This is a genomic window from Sodalis sp. dw_96 (genome assembly GCF_018449575.1).
Classification (GTDB): domain Bacteria; phylum Pseudomonadota; class Gammaproteobacteria; order Enterobacterales; family Enterobacteriaceae; genus Acerihabitans.
This window is the reverse complement of record NZ_JAAVUT010000022.1, coordinates 29,044-51,269: the sequence shown is the minus strand read 5'-3', so window position 1 is coordinate 51,269 and position 22,226 is coordinate 29,044. Positions and strand designations below refer to the sequence as shown.

General features: G+C 53.1%; 20 protein-coding genes. 10 read left to right on the top strand and 10 right to left on the bottom strand.

Translation table 11 applies throughout. The features are described 5' to 3' along the window. Positions 1-3: 3 nt before the first annotated feature. Together HB631_RS22605 and HB631_RS22600 are read right to left on the bottom strand one after the other, a co-directional pair. Entirely contained in the window at positions 4-1,320 is a 1,317-nt protein-coding gene (locus HB631_RS22605; RefSeq protein WP_213993431.1) for an MFS transporter, read from the bottom strand. Positions 1,321-1,437: 117 nt separating this feature from the next. Then, positions 1,438-1,998 (bottom strand): isochorismatase family protein, encoded by a 561-nt coding sequence (locus HB631_RS22600; RefSeq protein ID WP_213993430.1) that lies wholly within the window; start codon positions 1,996-1,998, stop codon positions 1,438-1,440. 365 nt (positions 1,999-2,363) lie between these two features. Here HB631_RS22600 and HB631_RS22595 point away from each other — a divergent pair, with 365 nt between their 5' ends. Beyond that, complete coding sequence (locus HB631_RS22595; RefSeq protein ID WP_213993429.1) at positions 2,364-3,485, top strand: hypothetical protein; 1,122 nt, start codon at positions 2,364-2,366, stop codon at positions 3,483-3,485. Positions 3,486-3,603: 118 nt separating this feature from the next. Here HB631_RS22595 and HB631_RS22590 read toward each other — a convergent pair whose 3' ends face one another. Continuing rightward, positions 3,604-4,056 (bottom strand): hypothetical protein, encoded by a 453-nt coding sequence (locus tag HB631_RS22590; RefSeq protein WP_213993428.1) that lies wholly within the window; start codon positions 4,054-4,056, stop codon positions 3,604-3,606. A gap of 3 nt (positions 4,057-4,059) precedes the next feature. Further along, positions 4,060-5,241, bottom strand: coding sequence for a toxin C-terminal domain-containing protein (locus HB631_RS27235; RefSeq protein WP_275955698.1), 1,182 nt, complete (start codon positions 5,239-5,241; stop codon positions 4,060-4,062). Positions 5,242-5,301: 60 nt separating this feature from the next. Here HB631_RS27235 and HB631_RS27150 point away from each other — a divergent pair, with 60 nt between their 5' ends. Continuing rightward, a complete protein-coding gene (locus HB631_RS27150) occupies positions 5,302-5,535 on the top strand; it encodes a hypothetical protein (protein ID WP_255557218.1) in 234 nt (77 codons plus the stop codon). Positions 5,536-6,160: 625 nt separating this feature from the next. Here HB631_RS27150 and HB631_RS22580 read toward each other — a convergent pair. After that, complete coding sequence (locus tag HB631_RS22580; RefSeq protein ID WP_213993426.1) at positions 6,161-7,621, bottom strand: sensor domain-containing diguanylate cyclase; 1,461 nt, start codon at positions 7,619-7,621, stop codon at positions 6,161-6,163. A 236-nt stretch (positions 7,622-7,857) separates the two neighbouring features. Here HB631_RS22580 and HB631_RS22575 point away from each other — a divergent pair, with 236 nt between their 5' ends. Then, entirely contained in the window at positions 7,858-8,142 is a 285-nt protein-coding gene (locus HB631_RS22575; protein WP_213993425.1) for a YciI family protein, read from the top strand. Positions 8,143-8,149: 7 nt separating this feature from the next. Here HB631_RS22575 and HB631_RS22570 read toward each other — a convergent pair whose 3' ends face one another. After that, a complete protein-coding gene (locus HB631_RS22570) occupies positions 8,150-9,688 on the bottom strand; it encodes a sensor domain-containing diguanylate cyclase (RefSeq protein WP_255557223.1) in 1,539 nt (512 codons plus the stop codon). 677 nt (positions 9,689-10,365) lie between these two features. Here HB631_RS22570 and aldA point away from each other — a divergent pair. From aldA to HB631_RS22550, 4 genes are all read left to right on the top strand, one after another. Further along, entirely contained in the window at positions 10,366-11,808 is a 1,443-nt protein-coding gene (gene aldA / locus HB631_RS22565) for an aldehyde dehydrogenase (RefSeq protein ID WP_213993424.1), read from the top strand. 110 nt (positions 11,809-11,918) lie between these two features. Beyond that, entirely contained in the window at positions 11,919-12,662 is a 744-nt protein-coding gene (locus HB631_RS22560) for a (Fe-S)-binding protein (RefSeq protein ID WP_213993423.1), read from the top strand. Between the two features lie 20 nt (positions 12,663-12,682). Beyond that, positions 12,683-14,056: a lactate utilization protein B gene (locus HB631_RS22555; RefSeq protein ID WP_213993422.1), complete on the top strand. Its 1,374-nt coding sequence runs from the start codon at positions 12,683-12,685 to the stop codon at positions 14,054-14,056. Next, positions 14,053-14,670, top strand: coding sequence for an LUD domain-containing protein (locus tag HB631_RS22550; protein ID WP_213993421.1), 618 nt, complete (start codon positions 14,053-14,055; stop codon positions 14,668-14,670). Before HB631_RS22555 ends, HB631_RS22550 begins: the two co-directional genes overlap by 4 nt. 198 nt (positions 14,671-14,868) lie before the next feature. Here the strand turns inward: HB631_RS22550 and HB631_RS22545 are convergent, their stop codons facing one another. The 4 genes from HB631_RS22545 to HB631_RS22530 form a co-directional block, all read right to left on the bottom strand. Next, positions 14,869-16,890 carry a pentapeptide repeat-containing protein gene (locus tag HB631_RS22545; RefSeq protein WP_213993420.1) on the bottom strand — a complete coding sequence of 674 codons (2,022 nt, stop codon included), beginning with the start codon at positions 16,888-16,890 and terminating at the stop codon, positions 14,869-14,871. Between the two features lie 346 nt (positions 16,891-17,236). After that, the gene (locus HB631_RS22540) at positions 17,237-17,779 is read right to left on the bottom strand and encodes a DUF1003 domain-containing protein (RefSeq protein WP_213993419.1); all 543 of its coding nucleotides are present in this window, start codon (positions 17,777-17,779) and stop codon (positions 17,237-17,239) included. 133 nt (positions 17,780-17,912) lie between these two features. Further along, a complete protein-coding gene (locus HB631_RS22535) occupies positions 17,913-18,845 on the bottom strand; it encodes a hypothetical protein (protein WP_213993418.1) in 933 nt (310 codons plus the stop codon). A gap of 266 nt (positions 18,846-19,111) precedes the next feature. Further along, positions 19,112-19,519 carry a helix-turn-helix domain-containing protein gene (locus tag HB631_RS22530; protein ID WP_213993417.1) on the bottom strand — a complete coding sequence of 136 codons (408 nt, stop codon included), beginning with the start codon at positions 19,517-19,519 and terminating at the stop codon, positions 19,112-19,114. Positions 19,520-19,631: 112 nt separating this feature from the next. Between HB631_RS22530 and HB631_RS22525 the strand changes: the two genes are divergently transcribed. The 3 genes from HB631_RS22525 (at position 19,632) to HB631_RS22515 (ending at position 22,220) form a co-directional block, all read left to right on the top strand. After that, positions 19,632-20,381: a glucose 1-dehydrogenase gene (locus HB631_RS22525; protein WP_213993416.1), complete on the top strand. Its 750-nt coding sequence runs from the start codon at positions 19,632-19,634 to the stop codon at positions 20,379-20,381. Positions 20,382-20,505: 124 nt separating this feature from the next. Continuing rightward, the gene (locus HB631_RS22520) at positions 20,506-21,189 is read left to right on the top strand and encodes an NAD(P)H-binding protein (protein ID WP_213993415.1); all 684 of its coding nucleotides are present in this window, start codon (positions 20,506-20,508) and stop codon (positions 21,187-21,189) included. A 119-nt stretch (positions 21,190-21,308) separates the two neighbouring features. After that, a complete protein-coding gene (locus tag HB631_RS22515) occupies positions 21,309-22,220 on the top strand; it encodes an AEC family transporter (RefSeq protein ID WP_213993414.1) in 912 nt (303 codons plus the stop codon). Positions 22,221-22,226: the final 6 nt, after the last annotated feature.

The window sequence follows — 22,226 nt, the reverse complement described above, 5'->3', positions numbered from 1 at the left end:
GTGTTAACCTCGTCCGATGGGCGAATCGGCATCCGGGCCGGGGTGTACCCTTTCCGTTCCCTCGAATTCACGGTCGTCGTAGCTACAGCGAATCCGGCCGCCCATGATTCCCATACGCAGATGACGATAGCGGACCAGGAAATAGACGCCGATCAGGGCCGCGCCCAGCCCCGCCAGGGCACCGATGCCCAGGGCCCAACGGGGTCCGAACCTGTCCGCCACCCACCCCACCACCGGCGAGCCGATGGGCGTGCCGCCCAATGCGATGGCGAGCAGAATGGCCATCACCCGGCCGCGCATGGCCGGCTCGGTGGATAATTGCACCAGGCTGCTGGCGGTGGTGGTAAATGTCTGTGCCGACATGCCGATAATCACCAGCATGATACTGAATAGCAGGTAATCCGGCATGACGGCGGCCAACGCCAGCCCGGATCCAAAGATGGCGGAACCCACGCACAGCAGGGCGATATTGGGTTTTTCCCGCCGGGCTGCCAGCAATGCGCCGGCGATGGAGCCGACAGCCATGGTGGAGGTGAGGAATCCGTACTGATTTGCGCCGGCGTGGAAAATCGTCACGGACATGGTGGAAATAAAAATCGGAAAATTAAGACCGAAAGTGCCGATTAAAAAAAACATCAGCATCCCCATGCGCAAATCCGGCCGCTGCCAGATATAACGAAACCCTTCGGCAAGATTACCGTGGCTGCGGGAAGCCCTGAGGCTTAGATGCAGCTCGCCGGTGCGCAGGAGCAGCAGGGCGCCGAGCACGGCGATAAACGACGCCGCGTTCAGCAGGAATACCCACCCGGTGCCGATAACGGCGATAAGCGTCCCGGCCACCGCCGGACCTATCATGCGCGCGGCATTAAAAGAGGTGGAATTAAGGGCCACCGCATTGGACAAATCGGCTTCTCCCACCAGATCCGAGACAAAGGTCTGACGCGCCGGCGCATCAAACGCCGCGACACAGCCGAGCAAAAAGGCAAATACATAAACATGCCATAGCTGCACCCAGCCGGTGACGGTGAGGATACCCAATCCCAATGCAAGGATACCCAAGGACGCCTGTGTCGCTATCAGTAGTTTTCTCCGATCAAAATGATCGGCGGCAAAACCGGTTAGCGGCAGCAAAAGCACCTGAGGGGCGAACTGCAGCGCAATTACCACCCCCAGCGCGGTGGCATTGTTGCTGGTAAGCTGGGTCAGCACCAGCCAGTCTTGGGCGGTACGCTGCATCCAGGTACCGATATTCGACACGATCGCGCCGCCGGCCCACATGCGGTAATTAAAACCGCCCAGGGAACGAAACATACCTTTCATCTCTATTCCTTAACGCGCCGGTTTGGCCTGGAGAGCGGATGGCGCATCGGCAGAGCCTTGCCGCCTATATCAGCATGTTCACCATGTCAGCCATGCGGGCTTACGCCCCCAAGGCGCTCAAGAGCGGGAACCGTCAAGAAGCGCGATAATTTCCCCGCTGGTGCCGGTTTCACCCAGCCGCGGAAAAATCCGGCTGATGCTGTTGATATGGGCATCGGCATTGGTATCGGTCATGGCATCAACGGCAAGAGTGACGTTATAGCCGTTTTCATGGGCATGGCGCGCGGTGGATTCGACGCCGGCGCTGGTGGAAATGCCGGCGATCACAACCTGGGTAACACCCTCCTTTTGCAGATAAGCGTCAAGATCGGTGTGGGTGAAAGCCCCCCAGGTGCGCTTGGTAACCCGATGGTCGGTGGGCTGCGCATCAAGCTCCGTCGCCAGCTCGGCCCAATCAGCGGGAAATTGCCGGGAACGGCTCTGTTCGGTCCGTCCCGGCGCGCCGGCGTTCACGTTTACAAGGACCACCGGTAATCCGTGGCGGCGAAAGGCCTCGGCCAACGCCCGGGCCCGCCGCAATACATCGGCCGCCGGATGGACGGTCGGGTAGGACAAGATGCCCTTTTGCAGATCAATAATGATTAACGCGGTGTGGGGATCAAGGGTGGTTAACGGCATGATATGGGGTCTCCGGTACAGTAACAGACCTTCACTTTAGCAGTTAGTAAGGTAATCTACAAAGGTAAACTTCATATATTGGTTACAAACTGTGCCGATGTCTGCTTGCTCCGGATGCCAGGCATAGGCGTTATCCGTTGGCGCCATCTACAGGCACTATTTACGTTACGGCACTATCCATGACATTATCCATGACATTATGCATGACGCTATGCAGGAAAATTTCGACCGGTATCGCGTTAGTGTCCTGTGCGGACTAAAGATTTGCTACTCTTAAAGTCTTAATCAGCCAGCAGACCATATTTGATGCTTAAACAGGCTTTGGTCCCGATCGTTGGCTCAAGACAGCGATGGGAGAGAAATTCATGCCGATAAATCCCCGGTTTCACCGCGTGATAACCGGCTGTGGGGCGGCGCTGTCCCTGCTGGCATGGGGTAGCGGCCCGGTCGCGGCCGCGACGCCATCCTGCAGCTCGACCGCGTCGCCGGATTGCTACCAACAGTTCAAACCGGCCGGCGCCAAGGGGGTTGTGCACTACTACGCCTCCCTGCCCGTGGCGGGTCCTCAGGGCGCCGCGGCCCCCACCCGGGCATTAATTGCCGTGCACGGCCATCCCCGCGATGCCAATAAAACCTTCGAGGCCGCGCTGCTGGCGACCCGCCGCGCCGGACGGACAGGCGATACCCTGGTGATAGCACCGGTGTTTCAGGTAGCCGATGCCGACGCGGGAAAATGCCATACGGCGGGGGTACCCGGCGCCCGTGCCGGCGATTTGCTTTGGACCTGTGAAAGCTGGCTGGACGGCGGCGTGGCGTCCAACGAGGGGGCTACCGGGTCCTTTAACGTGCTGGATGCCCTGGTCGCTACGCTTAAGCGCCAATGGCCCAGCCTCAAAACAATCACCATAGCGGGATTTTCCGCCGGCGGGCAGATGGTGCAGCACTACATCGGCTTTGCCGCCGACCCCACGGGATTGTCGGTGCGTTACGTGGTGGCGGACCCTGGCACCTGGCTCTATTTCGACCCCCTGCGTCCGCAGCCCGTATCTTCCGGGCAGCCGGCGGACGGGTCCAGCTGTACTTCCGCCGATAACGGGGCATGCCGCTTCAAGATGACGATGCCGCCGCAAGATTGTCCCCAGGTGAATCAGTGGAAATACGGTATGGAAAACCTGCCGGGACATTTCACCAGGAACGCCTCGCAGGCGCGCCGGCATTATGCCGAGGCCGAGATACATTACCTTGAAGGCGCCCTGGACAGCAGCGCCGCCAAAGGCACCTTCTACCCTATTCTCGACAAATCCTGCGCCGCGGCCGCCCAGGGCCCCTACCGGATGCAAAGAGGGTTGGCCTATGCCGCCTACGATCGCGCCCTGCTCGCCCCGGATAAAAAACGAACCGTCACCCTGGTACCGGGCTGCGCCCATAATGTCGCCTGTGTGTTTCCCTCCGAGGCCGCCCGCCAGGCGCTGTTTGGCGATCAATGAATCGGGAAAGCCCCCTGAAGCAGAGATTTTGTTTGCCATTAGCCCATCCCCTTGCGGGCGTAAACCAAGGGCAACAGCCCTTGGTTATTAGATGAATATAAAAATATTTATTGCTTCATTAATCAGATAGGCAATCTTTCTTAAGGCTACTATAGAAATCCAATATGCTTTTTAGATCAGTACTCCATTCCGATATTTTCATCCCATCTTCATTATAAATGGTTCGCTTCTCAATGAATTGATTTATTTTCTCGGAAGCAAAATTAGGGTATTGTTCTAGAAATAATATTTTATTACGTAAGAAAGCTTTTTTACCCTCAAAAAATATCACCCAAACGAAGATAAAATTCGTCTTACCCGGTTCATACATAGATACGGCTAAAGCAGCGTGGTTTTTAGCGCGCAATCCCTCCTCAAGGGATTTTAGCCAGCTTTTTTTATAATCCCTAATACTCCAGTACGTCAAAGGCAGACGCACCGACTCTTGAAATCCATCAATAATAATTGTCGCAGGTACAATCGGCTCACCTTCTAATTCAATCGGTGCGTCATCAGGGTATATACCAAACATCTATCAATCCTTAATTTTGTTTAAGCTTTGGTCAAAGGTTCCCGATCGTTCTCCTTTATGATCAAACATTTTCCACCCATTGGTGACATTATGGCTATCCACGTCAGGCGTGATGTAATTTTTACCATTGGAAAACACCGGCTGTCCATGGGAATCAAATGGAGCTTTCTGAGGAGGTATTCTTCGATTATATCCTAGCTTTCCAGCCGCTTCCCGAGCTTCAGCCCCTTTTAGAGCCAAATAGGCTAAACTATCAGAATCCAGTCCCGCCGGAATCGGCGTCTCCGTCGTCCCTATAACCGTCTCCGGCGCACTACCTTTCTCGCCGGTATGGCTTGCTCCCTGCTCTTCGCGCTGATCCGGCGTGCTGAGCGACAGTTCACCAACCCGATCGACAACCGGATTAACCAGCTTACCCTCGGTGGGGTCGTTCCACGGAATGGGCAATATATTGAACTTACTATCTTTGCTGTCGGCAATCAACCTGTCATAAGCGGTCCTTTCCACTGATGACAGGTTAGCCAGCGTATCCGGATGCGTACCGCCATACATCAGGGCCAGCGTGATATTAGTCTGCTGAGTTTTGTTTAAGGACGAAACAGCGTTAGCCGACGCGCCGGCACCGAACAATCCGTTTAAAAAACGTCCCATGATATTATTCTGGCAGGCGGGGTTTTTGGCACAGGCATCGATGGCCAATTGCCCGCCCCTGGCCGCCGCGGTGAGCAGGCCGCCAACCGCGGGCCCGGCGGCTGACGCGGGGGATGCGGTGGATAACGCATTATTGGTCAATCCGGTTTGTGTGGTTTGTTGGGCTGATGGCCGACACTGGGTCACAGGGGCTATTGGCGTTGCGTGAGGTTGCGCCTGCTGCTGAAAGCGCGCCTCCTTAAGAGCCTTATCTGCCGCCCGCAGTTCCTGAGCTTTTGCCTCGTTGGCCTTGGCCCGTTCATTTCGTTCCGCCGACAATTTCAGCGCCGACGCCTCGCAAACCCTGTCGCGCTCTTTACGTTCCGCCTGCAGCTGCATGCATGCCGCATCACGTGATGCGATCTTTTCTTTATTTTGAACTGCCAATAATTGCAGGCAATTCTCATGCTTATCGTTACGCTTTTTTTCAGCCTTGGCAAGGCACTCCGCAAGGGCTAATTTACTCTTTTCCTTGCGCATTTCAGAGAATTGCATTGCTTGCTGTTGAATTCTCGCCTGCTTTTGCGCCCGCTCTTGTTGTAACGTCGCGACGATTTGCTGAACGCGTTCCTCGCGTCTTTGGGTAGGGGTTTTGGCGGCTTCTTCCGCTTCTTTACGTTTAGCCTCCTGCTCCGCCAGCCATCGCTCATGCCGTTCTTTTTCCAGGCGATCCCTTTCTTCCCGCTTCCTTTCCGCTTCAATACGCCGCCGCTCTGCTTCCTGCCGTTTTGCTTCTTCCTTAGCCTGCCGCGCTCTTTCAGCGGCTTCGCGATCTCGCCTTTCCGCTGAGGCACTCCGGGGAGGAGTACTGTTATAATGGGACCCATTGCTGCTGCCATGATAGCCCGGGCCGCTTGAGTGGCTTGGACCACCCCCTGACCGGTTGCTTGCCGAAATACAGCGGCCCGGACCCGAGCAACCGCCACCGCTAGGCCCCTTGTTTCCGCAACCGCTGCCTCGGGCGCTGCTGCATCCTGAAGACGAACTTCCCCTACTGCCGCCGCAACATCCGCCGCTATTCATATATCTCTCCCTGATAATTTTAGAAATAGAGTTATCAATAAAACTCAGTTTCTAATTTTGATTTAAATGTTATTAGATGCATTTGGATTGTGTATTATTAAATGATTTAGGATAGCTAACGTTTAGCTAAATAAATCAAAAACAGACAATGCAAGTCAGCTGAAATAAATTTATATCAATTTTCACTCACATTTTAAATGACATATTTCTACCAAAAGACAACAATTTTTAAACCATATAGGCAAAAAATAATCTGGATAACAGGATGAGAGAATATAATTAAAATACACATCATTAATAACAGCCTAAATAGGACCAGCAATATATTTATGTGATCCCATGACCAATCTGAATATCGCACCCATCGCGGGTCGCTCGTTGTCTAACTGATCTAACCATCCCGCTTTTCGGCGCGATTACGCCCATGCCGTTTGGCCTGATATAAAGCGATATCCGCACGGTTGATCAATGCATCCACCCCCTCTTTGCCTTGGCGTTCCGCCACGCCGCAGCTTACGGTGACAGGGATCGTGTTGCCATTGGAAATCAACGGCGATTGTTCAATCAGCCTGGACAAGGTTTCCATCCGCGCCAGGGCCTGGGCGCCGTCGCACTCCGGCATCAATAGCAGGAATTCATCACCCCCCCAACGGCACAGACTTTCGGCGCGCCGCAGGGAAGCCTGAATGATTCCGGCGATGTGCTGTATAACTCTGTCGCCGATGCCATGGCCGTGATAATCATTGATGGGTTTGAAATGATCGATATCGATTATCGCCAGTGCCACCGGATTATCCTGTTGAAAAGAAGACCCGCTCATACGCTGGAAGCTGAGTTCGAATGCCTGTCGGTTCATGACGCCGGTGAGTTTATCCGTGGTGGCCATCTGCTCCAGCCGGCGCTGATAGCCGCCGATGGTCAGCCACAACAACAATAGAAATATCAGGCTGACGACAACGCCGATGCCCAGGTTCTTCAGCAGCGTGATATACAGCACCCGTTGCAAGGGATGGTCCCTTTGTTCCACCATCAAATACCAATCGAATTCCGGTAATAGACGGGTATTGAGCAGTACCTGGCGGCCTCGGTCCCGGTATTGATAACTTCCGCCGGGAACGGTGAGAATCGCGGTGGTCAACGGACCCAATCCGGGTTGTTGCCGGATATTCATCGCCCGGTTAAAGGATTGTCCGTGAAGGACCACCTGACCGCTTTTATCGACAAAATAAATGGTCCGGTTATAGCGCTGTTCATATTTTTCAATCAGCACCTTCACTTTTTCCACCGAAATGCCGATACCGGTAAGACCGATAAAGTTTCCCTGATAATCCTGGACTTTATGGTTAACGAAGACGTCCAGGTGGGTATGCTGTTCCGGGTCCGGACGAACATCGATAAAATAGGGTTTATCGGCGGGCAGACCTTTAGCCTGGAAATACCATCGATCCCGTCTCGCCTTCTCGGACACCGTTTCGAGTACCCGTCTGGGATCGTAATAACGATCGGTTTTATCGGAAACGAAAAATGAAAAGATGGTGTCGAAGCGGCGATCGATCTCACCAAGATAACGGATCATGGCGTCCGGATCCTTTTCATGATCCAACACCCAGTCGCGGACGAAGGTATCATGGGCCATCAGCGATGAGATAAATATGGGTCTTAGCAGGTCTTGCTGGATTTCCGAGTAGACATTATCACTGGTCAGGGGCAAGGTGTTTTCTTCAATTTCATTATTCAGCGACCGCCGCGCCACCTCATAGCTGCTCCAGCTGATAAGCAGGAAGGCCCCCATTAACATTAGGGTGAATAAAATAATGGCCCGCGTTTTGGTTAATGGGTATGGGCTATCCATTCAATTCCCCTAAATACCTTGTTTTAATCGAAAAATCCGTCGATGCGTATCGTTAAGCATAACGGAAACCACTGAAACTATCCTGCTGAATTACTGACAGCGTTGGAGGGGTTAAAAGGATGAGGGATAACGGCGGCCGCTAGTGGAGAATACGGGATAATATAAGAATTGCCTGCTTCACAGAATGACACAAACGTTTATTCTTATCGCACAGCCAATACATACAGGAGTTGCTGATGTTCATCGTTGAGTTGACCTATGAGGAACCGATTGAAAAGGTTGAAGAGCTTTTGGAAGCCCATATAGCCTGGCTAAATGAGTTTTATGCCGCCGGCGTGTTTGTTGCGTCCGGACGCAAAGTGCCTCGCAACGGCGGGATCATTTTCACTAAAAGCATGGACCGTTCTGAACTCAATACCGTTCTGTCGTCCGATCCCTTTAATGCCGTGGCAAATTACAAAGTAACCGAATTCGTGCCCTCAAAGGCCATTGCGTCGCTGGAAAAGCTCAAAACCATTTAACCCGGCTTCAGGCCACCACCACCCGGTTGCGGCCTTGCGCTTTTGCCCGGTACAGCGCGTCGTCGGCCTGTTTAAGCGCCTGCTCCGGGTTTCCCGTCTCCGGGGTCCATAGAGCCACCCCGGCGGAAATAGACACCTGCCCCACCGTTGGGAAATCCGCCGCCGCGATAGTGCTGCGCAGACGTTCGGCGATTTCAGCGGCGCTACCCCTCGGCGTATCGGGCAACAGCATCAAAAACTCCTCTCCTCCGCTGCGGCACACAATATCGTCCTCACGGGAGCAGGCGCGCAGCTGTTGCGCCAAAAATTTAATCACCTCATCGCCCACATCGTGACCGTAGGTATCATTCACTTGTTTGAACATGTCGATATCAAGGGCGATGGCCGCGAAGTTCTGTTTAGCCGCCGAAAGGGCATCCAGGGTCAGGGACATTCCACGTCGATTAAGCAACCCGGTGAGCGGGTCCGTTTGCGCCTCGGTATTCAGCGTACCGATTCTTTGCTGCAACAGGCCGATGCCCACCAGCATGGCGCGCTTAAGCTGCGCCACTTCAAAATACCAAGAGGGAATGCGGGTGATATCCTCGGAAATACCGGTCCGGTCCATATCGTTTGCGCTGCGGGCCAACAGCCATAGAGGCTTAGAGATCAAACGTGCAAACAGCCAGGCCGCCGTCAACGTCAGCAGAGTCAGCGGCAAGGTCCGGTGTAACACGCTTAACATCAGGCCTTGCAGTGACATCAAGGTGTTATCCGTCGTCCTGATGGTGATGATGGACCAATGGGACAGCGGCTCTCTGGCAAAGCCCGCCAGGATATCGATTCCCGATCGGTTGACCTCCTGCAAACTGCCGCTGTCCCGCCGCCGCATTGCTTCACTAAGTCCGCCGTGCGCCATCGGTTGGCCGACGCGGGCGGCATCATCGTGATAGATGATTTTTTGTTCATCGTTTATTACATAGGTATATATATTTGCGGCATGAAAATTTTGCCCCAGTAATTCATTCAAAATACTTTTTTGCTTAAGGTAAATGGTGCCGCCGACATAGCCCAAATAGGTGCCGCCCTCGCTGAAAATGGGCGAAGAGATAAAGATGACTAAATTACCCGTCACTGAAATATAGGGTTCGCTGATTTTCGCTGAACGAACCCGCAGCGCCTGAATCGCCCCAGGGCTCGTCAGCTTTCGGCCTTTTATCTGAATGGAATCGGGAGAGGTGGCCAATACCACCCCATCGGCGTCCACCACGGCGACGGAGTTGAAGCTGTTGGTTTGCAACAACAAACGCTGGGCTTCAGCTTGCAGCAGGTTGGGGTTATCAAACCCGGTGGAGAGTATGGCGGAGCTATAGGCCAACTGGTGGTCGATGCTTTCAAAAAACAGATTGGTGGTGTCCGCCAGTTTGGCGGCGTACACCCGATTAGCTTCGAGGGTACCATCGATCAGCAGTTGCCGCTGTACTTTATAGGTGGCAAAGAAAGCATTACTCAAGGTTATCAATGCGCTCATTACAGCCAGAATAAGTATCAGTCGCCGCAAATCCATATGCAGGACCGATCTTTTTTGTCTATCCACTTGATGGACTCACGGAGAAACGGATGCGCCATAGTAAGCTTCACTTACCAGACTGTAAAATAGCTTAAGTATTATCGGAATTATTTTGGATTATTTGGCAACCGGGCATGGCCGATGATTGATTTATTGCCCTTCCAACACTTGCCATTGCGCGGAAAAATTTTGAGCCCGTTCAAAATTTCAACATAAAATTATTTTTATTCATCCAAAATTATTCCTGGCAGTCCTTTAACTTCTGGTTTGAATCTTCCGCAATAAATTGTATTTCCGTGAAGCCAATCACATCCATCTTCCTGTGATGGTCATTCCAAACCTAACGATGGCAATATAACCAAGGCCACTCCCCCTGGGCAGACTATAATTAAGGGTTGGGCTTTGGAGTTCCGCACACCCGTTAGAGCATTCCCTGCCTTGAAAATTCCGCCATAATAAAGCAATAGGCTGATTATTCATAATATCTTCAATGAATTGCATTATCCCCTATAGCCTATCGTCCTGCTGTTTTCCGCCACGGTGTCTGGAAACGCCGCCCCCCTTTTACATGACTATCTATATGACTATCCGCCATTGCAATATCCCCGGCGGCGGGGTAATACTGCTTTTTGTATGCAACAATTAACCTACATATCATTAATGGAGTTGCAGCAATGACCATAAAACAGCAACAACTTTATATAAACGGTGAGTTCGTTTCCAGCCCCGGCAATAAGTGGATTGATGTGATCAATCCCGCTACCGAGGAGGTGATATCCCAAATTCCCGATGCCGGGGTAGAGGAAGTACGCAGGGCCATCAATGCCGCAGAGGCGGCGCAAAACGATTGGGAAGCGCTGCCGGCCCAGGAACGGGGCCAGTGGCTGCATAAGATTGCCGCCGGCATCCGGCGCAGGGAAGAGGAACTGACCGCCATTATTGTCGCAGAGGGCGGGAAAACCCAGGGGCTGGCCAATACCGAGGTGCTGTTTACCGCCGATTATCTTGATTACATGGCCGAATGGGCGCGGCGCTATGAAGGTGAGATCGTGCAAAGCGATCGGCGTAACGAACATATCCTGGTGTTTAAAAAAGCCATCGGCGTTACCACCGGTATTTTGCCCTGGAACTTCCCGTTCTTCCTAATAGCCCGCAAGGCGGCGCCGGCGCTGATCACCGGCAATACCATTGTGGTTAAACCCAGCCAGCTGACGCCCAATAACGCCATTGTCTTCGCGCAAATTGTGCATGAAGTGGGTCTACCTAAAGGGGTGTTCAACCTGGTTACCGGCCGTGGATCGGTGGTGGGCCAGGAACTGGCGGCCAATCCCAAAGTCGGCATGGTCAGCCTGACCGGCAGCGTGGCGGCGGGTGAGCAAACCATGGCGGCGGCGGCAAAAAACATCACTAAAGTGTCGTTGGAACTGGGGGGCAAGGCACCCGCCATTGTGATGGCCGATGCGGATTTGGACCTGGCGGTGAAAAGTATTGTCGATTCCCGCATTATCAATACCGGTCAGGTCTGTAACTGCGCCGAACGTGTCTATGTGCAGGAACAGATCAAAGACGAATTTATCTCCCGGCTGACCGCGGCCTTCAAACAGGTAAAATTTGGCGATCCGGCCAAAGAGAAACAGCTGGATATGGGACCGCTGATTGAAGCCGCCGCGCTGCAAAGCGTACAGGAAAAGGTGGACAAAGCGGTGTCTCAAGGGGCAAAGCTGGTGTTGGGAGGCAAACGCGCCGAAGGCAAGGGCTATTTCTTCCAGCCGACACTGCTAGTGGATGTGCAGCAGGAAATGGACATCATGCACGAGGAAACCTTCGGTCCGGTACTGCCGATCAGCACCTTCCGCACCCTGTCTGAAGCCATCGCCATGGCCAATGACTGCGAGTTCGGCCTGACCTCGTCGATTTATACCACCGATCTGAATACCGCCATGGTGGCCATGAAAAAACTGAAATTCGGCGAAACCTACATCAACCGCGAGAATTTCGAGGCGATGCAGGGTTTTCACGCCGGGTGGCGTAAATCGGGCATCGGCGGCGCCGACGGCCGGCACGGCCTGGAGGAATACCTGCAAACCCATGTGGTTTACCTGCAATATCAGGCATAAATCACACAAATACAGCGGGCGGGGGGCAATAATCACGGCAACAGCCGTTGCCGAAACGCCCCTGCCCCGCTTGCGGGAATGAAAGGTATACCAGGGAGATGTGCCGTCCTATGAAAATCGCCTTATTTATCCCCTGCTTCATCGATGCCTATTTCCCCGAGGTGGGCATCGCCACGCTGGAACTGTTGGAACGTCTGGACTGCGACGTCGATTATCCCCTGACACAAACCTGCTGCGGACAGCCCATGTCCAATAGCGGCTGCCAGCGCGACGCCGCAGGGTGCGAGGCTCTGTTCGTGCGTAACTTCAGCGGTTACGATCATATCGTGGCCCCGTCCGCCAGCTGTGTCCATCATGTGCGGGATCATCTGGACGCCATCGAACAAACCGATGAAGTGCGGCAGGTTCGCCGTAACACCTATGAGCTGGTGGACTTTCTGCATGATGTCCTGCAGGTAAAGACATTCCCCTGGGCCGCGTTTCCTCACAAGGTCGGTTTGCACAATAGCTGTACCGCCTTGCGCGCCCTGGGTCACGCCTCGGTATCGGAAATTGACCAGCCGCCGTTTTCCAAACCCCTGGCGCTATTGAGCGCGGTGAAAGACATTCAGTTCGCCCATCCCCGCCGCCCCGACGAATGCTGCGGTTTCGGCGGCACCTTCAGCGTGACCGAAGCGCCGGTCTCGGCCAAGATGGGATATGACAAAGTCAACGATCACAAAGATGCCGGCGCCGAATATATCGTTTCGGCGGATATGTCGTGTCTGATGCACCAGAAAGGCTGTGCGCAGCGTATGGGCGCGAATCTTAAATTTATGCATATCGCGCAGATCCTCAATGGCGCGCATGCCTGATCCCCGGCCCGGAGACCGTTATGAAAGCAATTGATCACGTCAAAGGCTCGCGGGAATTCTTGTCCAGTGAAAAACACCAGACTTTCCTCGATCAGCGGCTCTGGAGCCTGCGCCAGCTGCGCGACGCCCAGATGAAGGCCCATCCGGAATGGCAGCAGCTGCGCACTCTCGCCTCACAAATCAAAGAACATACCCTCACTCATCTCGATTTTTATCTGGAGATGTTCGAACGCAAGGCCCTGGCCAACGGGGTAAAGGTCCACTGGGCCAAGGATGCGGCGGCGCATAACCATATCGTCCATGAGATTCTCAAGGCCCACGGCGTTAAAACCCTGGTTAAAAGCAAATCGATGCTGACGGAAGAGTGCGATATGCGGCCTTATCTGGACGCGCGGGGCATTGAGGTCATAGAAACCGATTTGGGGGAGCGCATCCAACAACTGGACAATGAGATGCCCAGCCATATTGTGGTGCCGGCGGTGCATAAGCTCTCCATCGATGTGGCCCGGGTGTTCGCCGATACCCTGGGCACCGATCCGAACAATGCCGATCCGCATTATCTCGCCGGGCAGCAGCGGGATAAAACCCGCCCGTACATACTGCGGGCCGAGGCGGGCATGACCGGCTGCAACTTTGCCGTCGCCGAGACCGGCACCGTCACCGTCTGCACCAATGAAGGCAATGCGGATTTAAGCGCCAACGTGCCGAATTTGCACCTGGTGTCCATCGGCATTGAAAAAATGGTGCCCGCCATGGCGGATCTGGGGGTGTTTATCCGTTTGCTGTCCCGCAGTGCCCTCGGCTCGCCCATTACCCAATACACCTCCCACTTCCGAGCCCCGCGCCGGGGAGGAGAGATGCATTACATCCTGGTGGATAACGGCCGCAGCGCGCGGCTGGCGATGGAGGATTTCTGGTATTCGCTAAAATGCATCCGTTGCAGCGCCTGCATGAACACCTGCCCGGTGTACCGTCGCAGCGGCGGCATCAGCTATGGCGCCGTCTATTCCGGCCCCATCGGCGCCATTATCAATCCCACCATGGATCTGAAAAAATACAGTACCCTGCCGTTCGCCTCAACGCTGAACGGCAGTTGCACCCAGGTCTGTCCGGTGAGGATCAATATTCACGAACAGATTTATAAATGGCGTGAAATCGTTGCCCGCAATAACGAGCTGCCCTTCGCCAAAAAAAGCGCCATGAGAGCCGCCGGCAAGATACTCGCCAGCCCGGCCCTGTACCGGGCGGTGGTGGATACCGCCAACGCCGTGGTGCCGAAACTGCCGCGCATCCTGCTTTATAATCCCCTGAACGCCTGGGGTGAGGCCCGGGAGATACCGGCCTCGCCGCGCCAGAGTTTTCACCGCTGGTATTTGGAGAACAGGAAAAAATGATGAGCGATCGTGATGAGATTCTGCGCGCCGTGCGCAACCATGCTTTGACGCCGGTGACCCGTCCGGCGCTGCCCGACTTTGCCGAGCTTTATCCGGCGACGCCGGAAGCCTTCGGCGCCTCATTGGCCATCATGGGCGGCATTTGGGATGAGAGCCGGCTCAATGCGCCCACGGAGGGTGGTCCGACGGACTATGCGGCGCTGTCTGACTATATTCGCGGACTGTTTCCTGCCGGTGGCATATTTTGTTCGGCGGTGGAGGGCATAAAAGGGGATTTGTCCATCGGGCCGGATACCCCCGCCGGCGCGGTGAATCTTGTGGATGTCGGCATCGTCCAGGCCAGGTTCGGCGTGGCGGAAACCGGCTCCATCTGGCTGAGCGAAGCGGAATGCCGGGTGAATGCGCTGGGTTATCTGGCGCAGCATCTGGTGGTGCTGCTGCCGGTGGCGGATATCGTGCCAAATCTTCACATAGCCTACCAGCGGGAAGAATTTTTGACCGCGCGATACTCGGTGCTGATGTCCGGCCCTTCCGCCACCGCCGATATTGAAGGCGTGTTGATTAGGGGCGCCCAAGGGGTGCGCAGCCTGCGGGTCATCGGCCTGCCGGCGTGAATGTCTTGAAAGGCTGACGAAAAAATGGAATCCCCCCGCCGCAAATAAGCCACCAGGACAAAAAGCTAAAATTGGGCATGGCGGCGGACTGAACGATATCGTAAAAAGGGGCGACCATCGGAGAATCCTAGGCAAGGAAATTTATTTTCTTGTCCCCAAAATAGGAAATGCCAGTTAAAAGTATCGTGCCCGAAGCCTTCAGCTCCATGCCGGCGGCATGATATCTGCCAAAACGTCAGGGAAATTTTCACGGATATAAGCGAGCATTCTAATAGATAAATCTGAACTGCAACTAAAGGCGCCATCCAGGCCCAGCAGGCGGTTTCTCCAGTTGGCAAACTCATTTTCCTTTTCGCCCTTAAACACTCCCGCATCAAGGGCATAGGCTTTTTCCATCAATGCATAAGCATAACGTCTGAGCATTTCCGGGGATTCAGACTCTGTGCCAAAAATCGCTTTGGAGGAATATTTGTTGAATACCGCCGCCAGGGTCAGCAGCGTTTTGGCCTTATGATTATCACTGGCCCGGGAGAGGTCATAGGTCACCAAAATTTCGTCATAGTGCGCGCGGGTAAGGCTATAGTCGCCGGAATCCGTTGAATAGGCCAGTGTCGGACTGAATATTTTACGCAGCTCTTCATGGCTTGCCTGGTCCACCAGCTTAACCCCCGACGTTTTAACACGCGTTGCCGAGAGAAATAACGTCCGCCGGTTCCCAAGTTGTAATGTCTCAAGCAATTTGGCAAAGCTGGCGAACTTTTCCGCAAAGCGATAAGACGCCCAAAAAAGCCTGAAATCGTCACCGAACAGCGTTTCCAGAGGGTGATCGCTCGGTTGCAGATTTTCCCCCTGCTGGTTATAGAGGAAAAAACGATCCCATACCGGCGTAAGGGGGTCCGGTTCCAACATGCTTCTAAGGGTATGCGCTGAGAGCAGCATAACAGGCCCCTCGGGTCGAGATGGGAAGAGTATGTAATTCGCGGCGTTTTCATCCGTCCAGTCAGGCCGCTGGGCGCCGTAAATACCAAAGTCATCCAATACGACATACGGCCTTACTTTTTCATGATTCAGGTAGCCATCATACAGCCGGGTCATGCTTGCCTTGATAGCACCATCGCCCGTCTTCATCCCTTGGGCAACCAACTGGATAAATGCGCTATTATGAGAAAACATCCGTTCCGGCTGGCATAAGAACAGGTCCGCAACCTGTTTAAGCCTGTCCTCACTCAACTGCGGCAAGGCTTCGGCATCATATTGATTGAGGTAGCGATGGCAAACCGTATCCAGCCAGGCGGTCATGCCGGCATCACCGTTATAAGGAGTTTTGGACAGGACATCCATCAGCAGCGGTGCCACGCTCGAAACCTTGGCGCCTTGTAACGAATCTATCAGTTCACGGGCCATCTGTAATTTAACGTCAGCATACCGTTCATCAATGCTGTCCATCATGGTCAGCAGGCTGCTGTCCCTACCGTTAGCCTTATGATCAAGGAAGAACTTTATATTGATTGCATTCCAAAGAGGGAGGTAAAGCAACGGACCTTGCCGTGAAAGATTGCTCAGGTCGGCCCCATAGAGTTTAGCTCCGCTCAGATTGGCATTGCTCAGGTTAGCCCCGGCCAGAAGAGTCTCGGTAAGATCAGTGTTCCACAAAATGGCGTTGCCCAGGTCGGCCCCGCTCAGATCAGCCTTGCTGAGGTTGGACTCGCTCATGTCAGCGCCGCTCAGATCGGCCTCGCGCATATCAGCCCCGCTCAAGTCCGCCCTGCTCAAATTAGCCCCTCTCATATCCATCAGCCCTCTCTCCGTTAAGGTGATGGATGAGTGGGAAAGACCAAACCGCTGTCGTATCAGCAAAACGGTGCAAATACGGCAGTAGGTATTTTTTTCCACCGATGATTCGATACTTTTTCCTTTTTTGCTCACCTGGAGGGTGGCGAGGCCGGTTTCATTATGGTTTTCGCCCGGTAGCATGAAGGTGACGGTATAGCCGGCATAATCAACGATGAGTTTTTGCGGAATGCGAAAAGCCTCGTCCAATGAGCAGGTGCTATTAAGAGCAGTGGACAACGCCTGGGTAAACTCATCATATTGTACCGCGCGCTGCCTGCGCACATAGCCGCAAGTCAGAAGATTTACAATATGTTCCATAATGCCGTGGAGGGAATTTGCGTCGGATCTCGCCCGTTCAGTGCCGATACCTGCAATTGTTTCCGCCATGATGGTTATTCGGGCTGTATTTATATTTATTACTGACATCTTCGCTCCTCTGGCGCCAATGTTGCCCCATCGCTTACTCCAAAATCATTTGGTCGAAATTAGCACGGTAACAATTGGGAGACTTGCAGAAAATACTCTATTGCAATCTGTTTAGATTGAAGAAGAAGAGAAATGCGGAGGAAGACAATCTCGCCATGGGGAACTTAAGCACTATGCCGGTTTCCCCATGCTGATGGGAAATGCGTATTTTCATGACATCTCCCGCGATGGTGAATGCCATGCTGGTTCCCATGAATTGCGGCAGCGCCTTGCCAGGCGCAAACGAAAAAAGAGTGTATCAACCCCGTTACGACGACGCTTTTTGCAGCAGCTTTTCGTGCAATTCGGCCGCCAGGATTTCAATACGTTCACTAAGCTGTTTGGTCATCGTCGTCAGCTCGGTATTTTGTTCCAACAGGGCCATCATCTGGGCGGAGGTTTGCGCCGACAGCTCCTGACGCTGTGCATTGGCCACCGCCAACGCCTCCCTATGCTGGGCATCGGCATCGGCATTGGCCTTATCCCGCTCAGCCTGGCGCGTCTGCGCCAGCAATATCAACGGCGCGGCATAGGCCGACTGTAAACTGAAGGCCAGGTTCAACAGGATAAACGGATAAAGATCGAACTTGGCCAATCCCGAGACATTCACCACGATCCAGGCAATAACAATAAAGGTTTGCGCGCCTAAAAACATCGGCGTGCCAAAGAAACGCGCGAACGCTTCCGCCTTGCGGGCAAACCAGCCGTTGCCGAACGGCGCGGCAAGGTGGTGATTGCGCCGGTGGAACCGCAAATGATCAACGAGCGGAGATTTAACGTTCGATAGAGCCGGGTCGGTTGGCTTTTCCATATTTTTCCCACTAAACCATTGTGATTGAATGTTAAGCGATTAATGCCGCATATCATAGCCGACAGCCGGCATATCTGGCTAACAACCAATTATGACGATTTGTTTACGTATACCCCAGAGGATATTCACAAAGTTACTTTCTTCCCAAACACTGAAGATAAAACGGCGGTTCTTGGCTAAAGAACCGCCGTTCAGTGACATTGTCGAAACGATATTTTTTATAATATTTATATTCGGAAAAAGTAATGGGCTGATAGGTATTGCGGAGTTTTTTAAATGCCTGTTTATGAGTAAAGTCCATATCAAAATAAACCGGAATATCATTTTCTTTGCTCCAAAGGAGCCCCAGCTTGGACGTTCTTCTGAAAAACATACTGCCGACGATCCCTGCAATCTGTTCTTTTTGGGGTGATTGTAAACGTTCCAGGGCTTTAAAGCCTTCTTCGTCGCCGAACCTGTCAAACTTATCAAATATAAACATTGCACCTGCAATGGTTGCTGAGGTTATTTTCGATTCCAGGGCGTAATTTTTGATGGCAAGGTATTTTAAATTGTCGCACTTTGATTGAGTGCGTTTAGCAAATCTTCTTTTCAAGGCCGACTGTATTGAAATAAAATCATATGAGTTCTTAAGGTATGCCGACCAGGAGTGAAGCAGCTGTCCGGCAATGCCATCATCGATACGCGTCACCTTGGCCAACTGCACCACCGCGCTATCTCTGACCTTTATACCCTTTTGAGTTTCAATGAGTTTAGCGTGGGATAAGTTTCCATGAGATAGCATAAGCGCTCTGTTTAGCAGATCGACGGTGATTTTATGAACATCGTTTGTCTGTGCAAGATCCCGCACCCCGACGAATCCATACATCAGGGCAACAGGCATATGTTTGCGCTGCGCATTTACCTTTACGTTTGCGGCGGCAAGGCTGTCATTAGTGGCCTTAACCAACTCGCCGGCCAGTTTCGTGTTTGTCTTAGCGCCTGATTTATCAGTTAATCCGTCGGCACAGGGCACTACGGTAAATCTATGCTTTATGTCATTATTTGTTTTGGAAACATTATCCATGTCAAAAAATCCTCGCCGGGACCTGTTATATGCAGGTCATTACCTGTGAGTAATGAGGGTATATATCATTACAGCCATGAGATGAATGAATATACCCGTAATACTTCAAGTTGAAGATGCGTTGGCTTTCTTGCAACTCGAATATGTGGGCTATGACAAGCTTAATCAGGATGGGGGAAGGAATATATCTTTTGATATAAATAAAAGATTAATAACTCATGTCGCCTGGAGCAAACGCGGCCAGGAGAGGCGCGGCCACCCTGGCGTTACCCCTCGGCAGGGCGACTTTCCGGCGGGCCGTCGGTATCGGTTTGCTTGCCGACCCCATTGTCCGCCAATCTCGCCCGTTGGTACTGCGCGGTATGGGCCTCGATAATCGCGGTAATCAGCGTGCCGAACCGCTCATGCAGATCGTCATCGCGCGGCATATTGTACATCTCCACGCCCTTGCGCACGCTGCGGATAAGCCCGGCCTCCCTCAGCACCTTGAAGTGCTGCGACAGAGTGGATTTGGGCACGACACGGTCACTGACTTCCAGGAATGCCGAGCAGGTTTGCGGACAGCCAGCCCGGGCGATTTCCACAAAAATCCGGGCACGAACGGGATCAGCCAAGGCATGGAGGATGCCCTCGACGGTAATATCACTGGCTGCGGGATGAACTATAGGTCTCATGAAATATTTATAACAGAGTATTGACAAAGAGTCCATTAGTTCATATTTTACGAACTATACTAGTTCGAAAAAACCGAACTAATGTACTTACACTCACTATCCGGAGCCGCACATGGGTCAACTTACAGATAAAATTGCTATCGTCACCGGCGCATCCAAAGGCATCGGTGCCGCCATCGCCAAAGCTCTTGCCGCCGCAGGGGCATCGGTGGTGGTGAATTATGCCTCCAGCAGGGAAGGCGCCGATCGGGTGGTGGCGGACATCGTCGCCAACGGCGGCAAAGCCGTGGCGGTACAGGGGGATGTGGCTAAATCCGCGGACGTGCGTCAGCTTTTTCTCACCGCCAAAGATGTGTTCGGCGCGCCGGACATTTTGGTGAACAATGCCGGAGTATTCCAGTTCGATTCCATCGAAGAGGCCACCGAAGCGGAATTTCATCGGGAGTTTAATATCAACGTGCTCGGGACTTTTTTAGCCGTTCAGGAGGCGCTTAAATATTTCGGCCCGCAAGGGGGCAGCATTATCAATATCAGTTCGGTGGTCAGCACCAACCCAACGGCGGGTTCCGCCATCTATTCCGCCACCAAGGGCGCTATCGATACCCTCACCATAGAGTTGTCGCGGGAGCTGGGCGCCAGACATATCCGGGTCAATTCCATTGCGCCGGGGGGGGTGGAAACGGAAGGCGCCACGGCTGTTGGCGTGGTGGGCAGCGAATTTGAAAAAACCATAGTGGCTCAGACGCCGCTGGGCCGATTCGGACAGCCGACGGATATCGCCAAAGTGGCGGTATTCCTGGCATCCGACGACGCGGCCTGGCTGACCGGCGAACGGATCTCCGCGTCCGGCGGCTGGCGCTGAGCCTTTGGCTGAATTACTTGCGTTAAACCTTACACCGCATATAATTGAGTAATCACTCATTTATTAATAACGTAGCCGGCGTCAGCCGGTTACGTCATCGGCTTAGGCCGGCGGAGAACAAGGCATGAAAGTCATTATCTGGGGAGCCACCGGCATGGTGGGCCAGGGCGTATTAAGGGAATGCCTGCGGGCGGAAGATGTCATATCGGTGGTTGCGGTGGGCCGTTCGGCCCCCACCGTTCAGCATTTTAAGCTGCAATCCCTCATTCATGAAGATCTGCTGCATTATGACGCCTTAGCCCCCAGGCTCAGCGGTCTTGACGCCTGCTTTTTTTGCCTCGGCGTCAGTTCTATGGGCATGAGCGAGCAGGAATACACCCGGATAACCCATGAAATGACCCTGGCCGCCGCCACGGCGCTGGTTAAGCTGAATCCATCGATGACCTTTGTTTATTTATCCGGTTCCGGCGCCGACAGCACCGGCAAAAGCCGCACCATGTGGGAACGGGTCCGGGGCGGCACTGAAAATGCTTTACGCGCACTGGGGTTCAAAAGCGTTTATATACTTCGTCCCGGCATCATATTGCCCCGGCACGGCGCGGTGTCCAAAACCCCTCTTTATCGAAATATTTACCGCTTTCTCACCCCGCTGCTGTCGCTTATACGTCCCCTGTGTCCCGGTTTTATTTTAACCACCGAGGTAATGGGGCTGGCCATGCTGAATCTGGCCCGGCAAGGATTTTCTGAAACCGTGCTTAATTCTCGGCAAATCAATAATATTGCCCAAATCGAGGTCTCTTTATCTTAGGTTGAAATTTGTGCACCGCTTACATCTTGTAATGGTATGATAAATATCATGACGAGTTATCCCTACCAGGTGGAAAGAACCGACAGGTCAACATGTCGGACATTCTCCGGACGATGCACATGATTGATGTTCTTATAAAAGCATTTTCTTTTTTTCTGATTATTGTGGTGGGTTATCTTTTAAAAAAGTACCGGGTGCTACAGGTATCCGATAGTATCGGCCTGTCGAAAATCATGATGAATCTCACCCTGCCGGCGGCGGTCATCAACGGCTTCTCCAGTTTTAATGTGGATCATTCCATGCTGATCCTGGTGGTTATCGGTTTTACCTGCAATATTCTGTTGTTGTTAGCCGGATTTATGTTAAGCCGGAAACGGGACAACGATACGAAAGTCTTTTATATGATCAATTCACCCGGCTATAACATCGGCTGCTTTACCCTGCCCTATGTGCAAAGCTTTTTGGGACCAGTGGGTATTGTCGCCACCTGCCTGTTCGATGCAGGCAACTCAATCATCTGTACCGGCGGCAGCTACGTTGCCGCGTCAAACGCCATCGGCACCAGTACCGGATTAAAAAGCACCTTTCAGCGCCTGTTCTCCTCCATTCCTTTCGATGTGTATGTCTTACTGCTGATAGCCGCCCTGTTCGGCTACCATCTGCCGAGCCAGGTGACTATTCTCACCACCATGGTAGGCAATGCCAATCCGTTTATCGCGATGCTTATCATCGGCATGATGCTGGAAATCAATATCGACAGGGCGCAGCTGAGAAGTGTCTATAAAGTGTTGGTGCTGCGTTACAGCGCCGGCGCGCTGTTCGCGGCGCTGTTTTATTTTTGCACACCGTTACCGTTGGAAATTCGTCAGGTTTTGGCGGTAACCGTATTTGCGCCGGTTTCGTCCCTGGCGCCGGTCTTTACCGCCAGAGGCAGCAAGTTCGGCTCTGTCTCCAGTTTTACCGGTTCCATCTCGGTTTTTATCAGTATTATTATCATCACCACCTTATTAACGCTTATGCATGTGGGATAGGAGAAA